This is a genomic window from Chryseolinea sp. T2 (assembly GCF_037203685.1).
In the GTDB taxonomy this organism is placed as follows: domain Bacteria; phylum Bacteroidota; class Bacteroidia; order Cytophagales; family Cyclobacteriaceae; genus Chryseolinea.
Genome location: NZ_JBBCAU010000020.1, coordinates 1 through 9,198, shown reverse-complemented (window position 1 = coordinate 9,198; position 9,198 = coordinate 1). Strand labels below are relative to the sequence as shown.

Annotated in this window: 7 protein-coding genes and 1 tRNA gene; 4 read left to right on the top strand and 4 right to left on the bottom strand. The window is 45.7% G+C overall.

Annotated elements, in window-relative coordinates; all coding sequences use genetic code 11:
* Positions 1-354: 354 nt before the first annotated feature.
* The 4 genes from clpX to WBG78_RS30475 form a co-directional block, all read right to left on the bottom strand.
* Entirely contained in the window at positions 355-1,590 is a 1,236-nt protein-coding gene (gene clpX / locus WBG78_RS30490) for an ATP-dependent Clp protease ATP-binding subunit ClpX (RefSeq protein WP_337330333.1), read from the bottom strand.
* 95 nt (positions 1,591-1,685) lie between these two features.
* Entirely contained in the window at positions 1,686-2,360 is a 675-nt protein-coding gene (locus WBG78_RS30485) for a ClpP family protease (protein WP_337330332.1), read from the bottom strand.
* A gap of 349 nt (positions 2,361-2,709) precedes the next feature.
* The gene (locus WBG78_RS30480) at positions 2,710-4,056 is read right to left on the bottom strand and encodes a trigger factor (protein WP_337330331.1); all 1,347 of its coding nucleotides are present in this window, start codon (positions 4,054-4,056) and stop codon (positions 2,710-2,712) included.
* A gap of 114 nt (positions 4,057-4,170) precedes the next feature.
* Positions 4,171-4,255 (bottom strand) — tRNA-Leu (locus WBG78_RS30475).
* A gap of 319 nt (positions 4,256-4,574) precedes the next feature.
* Between WBG78_RS30475 and WBG78_RS30470 the strand changes: the two genes are divergently transcribed.
* Genes WBG78_RS30470 through WBG78_RS30455 form a run of 4 tightly spaced genes read left to right on the top strand, consistent with a single transcriptional unit; the run spans position 4,575 to position 8,955 of the window.
* Complete coding sequence (locus tag WBG78_RS30470) at positions 4,575-6,788, top strand: RelA/SpoT family protein (protein ID WP_337330330.1); 2,214 nt, start codon at positions 4,575-4,577, stop codon at positions 6,786-6,788.
* Between the two features lie 45 nt (positions 6,789-6,833).
* Positions 6,834-7,304 carry a Fur family transcriptional regulator gene (locus tag WBG78_RS30465; protein WP_337330329.1) on the top strand — a complete coding sequence of 157 codons (471 nt, stop codon included), beginning with the start codon at positions 6,834-6,836 and terminating at the stop codon, positions 7,302-7,304.
* Between the two features lie 5 nt (positions 7,305-7,309).
* Positions 7,310-7,639: an STAS domain-containing protein gene (locus WBG78_RS30460; protein WP_337330328.1), complete on the top strand. Its 330-nt coding sequence runs from the start codon at positions 7,310-7,312 to the stop codon at positions 7,637-7,639.
* Between the two features lie 23 nt (positions 7,640-7,662).
* Positions 7,663-8,955, top strand: a complete 1,293-nt coding sequence (locus WBG78_RS30455; protein WP_337330327.1) for an adenylosuccinate synthase — start codon at positions 7,663-7,665, stop codon at positions 8,953-8,955.
* Positions 8,956-9,198 lie beyond the last annotated feature (243 nt).

The following is a 9,198-nucleotide window of genomic DNA, read 5'->3' as shown; positions in this document are numbered from 1 at the left end:
GTTCTTCCTTTTTCTCTTCCATATTTGTGTCAAGTTGGTGAATTTTCAAACCTTGACACAGTTCACTTGACAGTCTCGATGTGTGCGACCATCCACCGACTCATGATTGATTAGCGAGGTGCAAAGAAAGTCCCAGCAGAGTCCCAGCGCAGTCCCATTGCACCCCCAGCCATGCCCAGACACTCTCCAGTCCCTTGCCACACTTCCCCAGACTTGACGGTTGAACATCCGCAAGGCTTGCATTAAGAACTTCTTACAGGGAAGTAGCCAGGTGGAGTGAACATTATAGTCAGAGCAAAAAAAAACCGTCTCTGATTGAGACGGCTTTGTATAAAAGACCTTGGATTCTAATTCCTACGCAACCTTCAGTTTGCTGTACTGCGACTTGCTGAACTTCTCCTCAGCATAAGCGCGGTTGATCACCAGGTGACTGATGTTTTTCTCAGAAGGCAATTCGAACATAGCATCGTTGATGATTGCTTCGCAGATAGAACGAAGTCCGCGGGCACCAAGCTTAAACTCGAGAGCCTTTTCTACGATGAAATCAATCGCTCCATCTTTAAACTCAAGCTCGATCTCTTCCATATCGAACAGCTTCTTATACTGCTTGAGCAACGCGTTCTTGGGCTCTGTAAGAATCTTACGAAGCGCATCAGCATCAAGTGGATTGAGATAAGAAACTACCGGCAAGCGACCGATGAGTTCTGGAATGAGTCCAAAACTCTTAAGGTCCTGCGCAGTAATGAACTGCAACAGGTTGTCGCGGTCCATATTCTTTGCGTTTCCTCCCTCGTGGCCCGCTACAAAGCCGAGTGGTCTTGTATTCAAGCGGTTTCCAATGAACCGGGATATTCCTTCGAATGCTCCTCCGCAGATGAAAAGGATGTTCTCAGTGTTAACCGTAATCATCTTTTGATCAGGGTGTTTGCGTCCGCCCTGAGGAGGCACGTTAACAGCTGTTCCCTCGAGTAGCTTTAAGAGCGCCTGCTGAACACCTTCACCACTTACATCGCGTGTAATGGAAGGGTTGTCAGACTTGCGGGCGATCTTATCAATCTCGTCGATATAAACGATGCCGCGTTCAGCAGCCTCTACGTTGTAATCAGCTGCCTGAAGCAAACGTGTAAGAATGCTTTCTACATCTTCTCCCACGTAGCCAGCTTCTGTCAGTACAGTAGCATCAGCAATACAGAAGGGTACTTGCAGGAGCTTAGCGAGTGTGCGTGCCAGGTAAGTCTTACCTGTACCTGTCTCACCCGCCATGATGATGTTGGACTTCTCGATGTTTACATCATTGTCCATCTTCCGCTGCATCAATCGCTTGTAGTGATTGTATACGGCAACAGACATAATCTTTTTTGCTTCATCCTGACCAATCACATATTCATCAAGAAACTTCTTGATCTCAAGTGGTTTGATCAGCTTGAAGTTGGGCGAAAAACCCGCTTCAGTTTTGCTTTTCTTTTCTTCACCCAGAATCTGATTTGCCTGAGTGACACACTTATCACATATATGAGCGTGTATACCCGAAATCATCAGGTCCACGTCTTTCTTATTCCTACCGCAGAATGAACAGGTAACTTCAGCCATAAATCGTCTTTAAATAAAGCGCCGACTGCCAAATAAAGGATAAAGATAATCATTATTTGGCAGATCGGCGCTAATTGCGATGCTTGCGAATTGTGCTAATTTTTCTTGCGCTCGAGGACTTCGTCGATCAAGCCGTATTCCTTTGCTTCTGCCGCACGCATCCAGTAATCGCGATCAGAGTCTTTTTCGATTCGCTCATACTTCATGCCGCTGTGCTTAGCCAGGATATTGTAAAGGTCCTTTTTCACTTCAAGCGTTTGCTTAAGCGAAATTTCCATATCCGACGCCTGTCCCTGCATGCCGCTCATCGGCTGGTGAATCATCACCCTCGAATGGGGAAGCCCTGCACGCTTCTTAGGCGCGCCTGCCGTTAGAAGGACCGCAGCCATGGAAGCAGCCAGACCGGTGCAAATCGTTGCAACGTCAGGATTCACGTATTGCATAGTGTCGTAAATGCCCAGACCGGCATAAACTGAGCCACCAGGGCTGTTGATATACATCACGATATCTTTCCTCGGATCCGAAGATTCAAGGAACAGCAACTGTGCGGTGAGAAGGTTCGCTACCTGATCGTCAACGGGCAGGCCAAGGAAAATAATCCTGTCAGAAATAAGTCTTGTAAATACATCTATGGCACGGAAGTTTCCGGGGCGTTCTTCAATGACGGCAGTCGTCATGTTTTCAATCTTCTGAGCATAGCTGTCGATGGTATTGCCGCTCATACCCAGGTGGTGAACAGCATACTTCCGAAATTCATTGTTATAATTCATACTGTCTTTTTTTGTAACGATCCAGGGTAAGAAACTGCTCGGTCGCGGATCTTTTTTACGACCGGCAATCATAGTTAAGGTGAAGCTAAAATACAACCATAGAACCGTGATATGGGGAAAATGGTTTGATAATTCGCAATTGACAACGTCCAGTTGCCCATTTAGCTGACGGACAGGTTTCTACCAGCCACCTTCTAATATTGTCGTAATCCAGGCTAAAAATATTGTGACGCATGGTCAGGGCATTTGCCCGATGGATTAGCGGTGCCTTTAAAGAAAAAGAGCCCCGCCAAAAGCGGGGCCCCAAAATTATCAATTGTCAATTATCAATTATCAATTGTCAATTCTCCTAGTGCTTATGCTCCTCAACAATCTTCTTGAACTCATCCACGCTGACCTTCTTCTCCTGAACAGAAATGTTCTCCCGGATAAACTTCAGGATCTTTTCCGAACGAAGCTGGCTATAGATCTTCATGAAGTTCTGACCGTTCTCGTTCTGTAGATAGTTATCGGCGATGGCGTCAAGACGATCGCCAAGCTGAGCCGCGATTGCAGGACCGCCAAATTGTGAAAGAATCAGATCTTTAGCCTTGGAACGTACTTCGTCAGCCTCTACTGAGATCTTGTTGTCCTCGGCGATACGGTTCTTAACGAGGTCCCATTTCAGACCACGCTTGTAATCGTTGAACTCGCGATCGATCACCTCGTCTGTTAATTCCCCCTTGCTTGAAGACTTCAACCAATTCTTAAGGAATTCGTCGGGCAGGTTAATGTCAGTATTTGAAATGTAGTAATCTTCGATGTGGTGGTCGAGGAAGTGATCAGATTCACGCTTGTAATTTTCGGCGATCGTCTCCTTCACCTTCGCGAGAAACGCAGCTTCGTCAGCAACTGCATCTTTACCAAATACCCGATCGAACAATTCCGTATTTACTTCGGCAGGTTCAGTTTTTGAAATGTTGTTTACTTTAAAGATAAGCTTGCCAGTTACTGCGGCCGCCTCATCACCAGCTACTCCGAGGAATTGTTCTTTCTCTGCTGCATCAGAAAATGTTGCATCGACATCAAACTCCACTTCCTCTTCCTTCTTCAGGCCAACAAATTTCTTCTGCTCTTTCTTAGAAAGTTTAGCCACGTCTACAAAGGCGTGTTCTCGTTTGAAATCAGTAGTTGTCGAACGGACTTCGCCGAATATGTTGCTGACAGCATCGCTTGTTTCAGGATACTCAACTTTGCCAAAGCGCTTCTTAAGATCATCGAGCGTTTCGTTGAGAGTCTTGTCATCAATTTCGATCGGATATGACTTCACCTTAACTTTTTGTGATACGTCGTATTTGAAGTCTTCGACCATCCCGATCTGGTATTCGAACTCGAAATTTTTCTGCTGATCCCAGTCAATTGTAGCAGCCTTGTCCTGATTAGGAAGAGGCTCGCCAATGATCTTTATGTTGTTGTCCTTGATGTAGTCCGACAGCTTGTGGGAGAGGAGGTGATTGATTTCTTCAACCATGATAGACTTGCCGAACATGCGCTTGATCACACCTGTGGGGACTTTTCCCTGACGAAAGCCTTTGATCGTAGCTTTGCGGGCGTAATCCTTTACCTTTTCGTCTACCTTCGTCTGATAGTCACCCTCATTGAGTTTGATCTTGATCAGACCTTCGGTATTGTTTGTTTTGTCGAGTGTTATTTCCAAGGCTTGACTGTTTACTGTTTTATGATGTCAACTTCAAAACGATCTTTTGGATCAGCTGATTAGATAATGTAAGAACCCTCACTGTTCATTGCGAGCAATGTTCAGCGAGGGTTCTGGTGCGGATGAAGGGACTCGAACCCCCACGCCTTTCGGCACCAGATCCTAAGTCTGGCACGGCTACCAATTACGCCACATCCGCATGTGACTATTTTTGCAGAAACTCAGGCGGTTAGCCCTTGCCAAATGATCTAAGCCATTCTTGTCCGGAGACAGGCTTTTCGCAAAAATGAGGGGCAAATTTATGGAATATTCGTAAATAAGAAATACTTTAAAAGTGTTATAAGTAAAAGTCTTGAGTACTGAGCCATTAGTCTTTAGTTGTTAGCCTATTTCCAGTATTTTGCAATGAAGTCTTTGCCGTGTTTTGCGCTCAAAACAAATTTTTCGGCTAGCCGGGGTACAAAACCACTCAGGACCTGCTCAGGACTAATACTAAGGGCTAAATACTAGAATTTGAGATGATTATAGACGCAGAGCTCGAGAAGAAAGAAATCATCAGCCGATATAGAAGGTTACTGCGAAAGGCAAAGCCAATCTTAAAGGATGGCGACGCCAAACTCATAAAAAAAGCATTCACACTGTCGCTGGACGCCCACAAAGACATGCGTCGGAAGTCTGGCGAACCCTTCATATTTCACCCGTTAGCGGTGGCGGAAATTTGTGTTGAGGAGATTGGCCTGGGCACAACTTCTATTATTTCGGCGCTGATGCACGACGTTGTTGAAGACACCGACATCGAACTGGCTGATATTGAGCGGATGTTCGGAAAAAAGATCGCCAGGATCATTGACGGTCTTACCAAAATCCGCGGTGTTTTCGAATACGGGACTTCACAGCAGGCGGAAAACTTCCGCAAGATGCTTTTCACCCTGTCGGAAGACGTTCGTGTGATCCTCATCAAGCTTGCCGATCGTTTGCATAATATGCGCACGCTCGACAGCATGCCCCGGAATAAGCAGTTGAAGGTTGCCAACGAGACGATCTACCTGTATGCGCCGCTGGCACATCGCCTTGGATTAAATGCGATAAAAACCGAACTCGAGGATCTGTACCTCCGGTTTACAGATAAGCCTGTATATGACTCAATTGCACGAAGCATAGATGCAACCCGCGCTGCCCGCACCAAGTTCATCAAACAGTTCATGGTTCCGATCAAGGACGAACTCGACAAGATGAAAGTGGATTATGAGATTAAAGGTCGGCCAAAATCAATCTATTCGATAAGGAATAAAATGCGGAAGCAGAACATTCCGTTCGAGGAGGTGTTCGATCTGTTTGCCATTCGTATTATAGTAGACACCGCAATCGATCATGAAAAGGCCTTGTGCTGGCAGGTCTATTCGATTGTTACAGATCATTATAAGCCTAATCCTAACCGTTTGCGTGACTGGATCAGCACTCCCAAGTCGAATGGTTATGAATCTTTGCACACCACGGTGATGGCGAAAAACGGCCAGTGGGTTGAGGTTCAGATCCGTAGCAAGCGCATGGACGAAATTGCCGAAAAAGGTTACGCCGCTCACTGGAAATATAAGGACAGGGACACTACGGCAGAGTCAAACCTCGAAAAGTGGCTGGCACGCGTTCGCGATCTTCTGGAGCAAAACAATCACTCCGCTCTCGATTTCGTTGACGACTTCCGGGGCAATCTTTTCAGCGATGAGGTGTTTGTTTTCACTCCTAAGGGGGAGCTGAGAACGCTTCCTTACGGTGCAACGGCCCTGGATTTCGCTTTTGAAATCCACACGCAGGTCGGTTCAAAATGCATTGGAGCCAAGGTGAATAGCAAACTGGTCCCCATTAACTATGTGTTGAAGAACGGCGATCAGATCGAAATCCTCACTTCACAGAAGCAACACCCCCACGAGGATTGGCTGAGGTTTGTCGTCAGCTCAAAGGCAAAGACAAGGATAAAGGATGAGCTGAAAGAAGATCGCAGAAAGGCATCTGAGGAGGGCAAGGAAATATTGATTCGCAAACTCAAGTCTGTTAAGGAGGAGCCGACTCCTCAATTAATGGAGCAGGCCAGAGAATATTTTAAGGTGAACGGCAACTTCGAACTGTACTATCGCGTGGGACGCGGGTTTATTACGGGTGCCGACATCAAGAAATTTATAGAGAACAAGCCACTTACGGTGGTCCGGCCCAGAGTTTCTGTTGCGCCGGAGTCGAAGTTGGTAGAGCAGGAGGTAGGCAGCTTAAAAACTAAATACCACGACATTTTGCTGATTGGCGAAGACATGGACGTGGTGGATTACAAGCTTGCAAAATGCTGCACTCCGATTCCGGGAGACGATGTCTTCGGTTTCGTTACCGTTAATGAAGGAATCAAGATTCACCGTACGAACTGTAAGAATGCCCCTGAATTGTTGTCGCATCACGGCAATCGCGTGGTGAAGGCCAAATGGACTTCCCAGCACGAGGTCGCCTTCCTTACAGGGCTGAAAATTCTGGGTACAGACCGGGTTGGGCTGATCAACGACGTCACCAAGATCATATCTGAAGAGCTGAAAGTGAACATGAGTTCCATGTCAATACACACGGATTCAGGGATATTTGAGGGTGAAATCATGTTGTACGTAAACGACACCCGACATCTCGAACAATTGATAGAACGGCTGCGGGGGGTAGAAGGAGTTGAAAAGGTGAGCCGGTTCGATTCAAAAGAGTAGATGATGTAAATTCTTTTATCCTGTTATCTTTGCGCGTTATTTAACATGGTTCTGAATACGAAGATATACGACGAAGTGAAGAAGATCTTCACGGCCTACCTTGAAAACAAGGAGCTGAGGAAGACGCCGGAGCGATATGCCATTCTCGAAGAGATTTATTCGCGCGACGGTCACTTTGATGTAGAATCGTTGTACATCAGCATGAAGAATAAAAACTATCGTGTGAGCCGTGCCACAGTTTACAACACACTCGATCTGTTAGTGGAGTGTGACCTGGTAAGCAAGCATCAGTTTGGAAAAAACCTGGCGCAATACGAGAAGTCCTACGGGTACAAGCAACACGATCACCTGATTTGCACGGAGTGTCATAAGGTGATAGAATTCTGCGATCCGCGCATTCAGAATATTCAAAGTACTGTCGAAGAAATTCTGCACTTCAACGTCCTTCACCACTCCCTCATTCTGTACGCATCCTGCACGCGGCAGAATTGCGAAAACAGGAAATCTGAGAATTGAATACTATGGAATTCAAGCACGAAATAAAGGGGCAAATACTCGCTCTGAGATTAACTGGCGACCTTATAGGTGAAGACAACGGAGCAGCCATCATAGAAGTGGTGACCGATGCATTGCAGAAGAAGGTTCCAATCTGCATTGTGGATATATCCGGATTGAGATATATAAACAGTGCTGGCATTGGCGTGCTCATCACAATATTGACAAAGTTCAGGAACAAGAACGGTGAAGTTTATTTGATGAAGCCCTCTGAAAGTGTTCAAAAGCTTCTGGTAATTACCAAGCTGAATAACATCTTTCACATCGTGCAGTCCGAAAGCGAAGTAATTAAGTAGTAAACTATTTGTAATACCGACAGATGTCCAAGGTAGATGTATTATTAGGTCTTCAATGGGGAGACGAAGGAAAAGGAAAGATTGTTGATGTGCTTGCTCCACGTTACGATGTGGTTGCACGCTTTCAGGGTGGACCTAATGCGGGACACACATTGGAGTTCGATGGCATCAAGCATGTGCTGCATCAAATTCCCTCAGGAATTTTCAGGCATACAACAAAGAACATCATCGGTAACGGCGTGGTTCTTGATCCAATTGTTTTTCAAAAAGAAATCGAGAAGCTGCAGGCGTTTAAGCATCTCGATGTGAAAGCAAATCTTTTCATTTCAAAGAAGGCAACGCTGATCCTCCCAACGCATAGGCTACTGGATCAGGCTTATGAGAAAGCAAAGGGCGATAACAAGATCGGTTCTACCTTAAAGGGAATTGGTCCCACGTATCAGGATAAAATCGGACGCCAGGGATTGCGCGTAGGCGATATTCTTTCTCAGAACTTTTCAGAGAAGTTTAAGAAGCTGACGGAAGCGCATTTCAAAATATTGAAGGACCACGACATAGCATATGAGTGGCAGGAGCTGGAAACTCAGTTTCTGACAGCAATTGAGTTTCTGAAAGGTTTCAATCTTATAGAGAGCGAATATGTTTTAAACAAAGAGCTGAGTCTGGGGTCAAGTATTTTGGCCGAAGGTGCACAGGGTGCTCTTTTGGACATTGACTTTGGAAGTTACCCGTTTGTAACAAGCTCTAATACAGTCACTGCAGGTGCGTGCACAGGCTTGGGAATTGCTCCTCGTCACATTGGTGAGGTATATGGAATTTTCAAAGCGTATAGCACCCGCGTTGGCAGCGGTCCGTTTCCTACGGAGTTATTAGATGAAGAAGGTGAGCGGATGCGCCAGGAGGGAAGGGAATTCGGATCTACTACCGGTAGGCCTAGACGCTGCGGATGGATTGATTTGCCAGCTTTGAAATATTCTATTATGATCAATGGTGTTACACAACTATTGATGATGAAGGCTGATGTACTTAGTATTTTCCCTGTAATAAAAGCATGCGTCAGATACCAGTTAAAAGATGGTACAATGACAGATGTGCTGCCTTACGAACTTGTCAACGAAAAAATTATTCCTGTTTATAAAGAATTTGAGGGCTGGACAACGTCTTTGAATGTTGACGGTTCTTCAGTAGAAAATTTGCCAGAGCAACTGAACGTGTATATAAAGTTTCTTGAAGACGAGTTACAGGTTCCTATTACGATGGTTTCAACAGGACCAGACCGTACCCAAACGGTGTTTAGAAGTCTGAAGACTGCATAAATATTTTTGGTCGGCACTTGCGCCGATATAACCAAACAGATACATTTGCATCCCCTTTCGGAAGGAGAGGCTTGGAAGAGGTTGATAAGGGGAGGGTTTCTAGCTGAAAAGTTGCGAAGCCCCCGATTGTTCACAGAGTTCGCAATGGCGAATTCGGAGTTGAACAAAACGTTCTTTGAATAGATGTTAATTGATAGCGGACCTGCAGGATTACAAGGCTGAGAGGTTGAGTGATTCTGCGAT

Coding starts and splice junctions, on each gene's coding strand:
- clpX (WP_337330333.1), bottom strand. CDS start 1,590: ATGGCTGAAGTTACCTGTTCATTCTGCGGTAGGAATAAGAAAGACGTG.
- WBG78_RS30485 (WP_337330332.1), bottom strand. CDS start 2,360: ATGAATTATAACAATGAATTTCGGAAGTATGCTGTTCACCACCTGGGT.
- WBG78_RS30470 (WP_337330330.1), top strand. CDS start 4,575: ATGATTATAGACGCAGAGCTCGAGAAGAAAGAAATCATCAGCCGATAT.
- WBG78_RS30465 (WP_337330329.1), top strand. CDS start 6,834: ATGGTTCTGAATACGAAGATATACGACGAAGTGAAGAAGATCTTCACG.
- WBG78_RS30460 (WP_337330328.1), top strand. CDS start 7,310: ATGGAATTCAAGCACGAAATAAAGGGGCAAATACTCGCTCTGAGATTA.
- WBG78_RS30455 (WP_337330327.1), top strand. CDS start 7,663: ATGTCCAAGGTAGATGTATTATTAGGTCTTCAATGGGGAGACGAAGGA.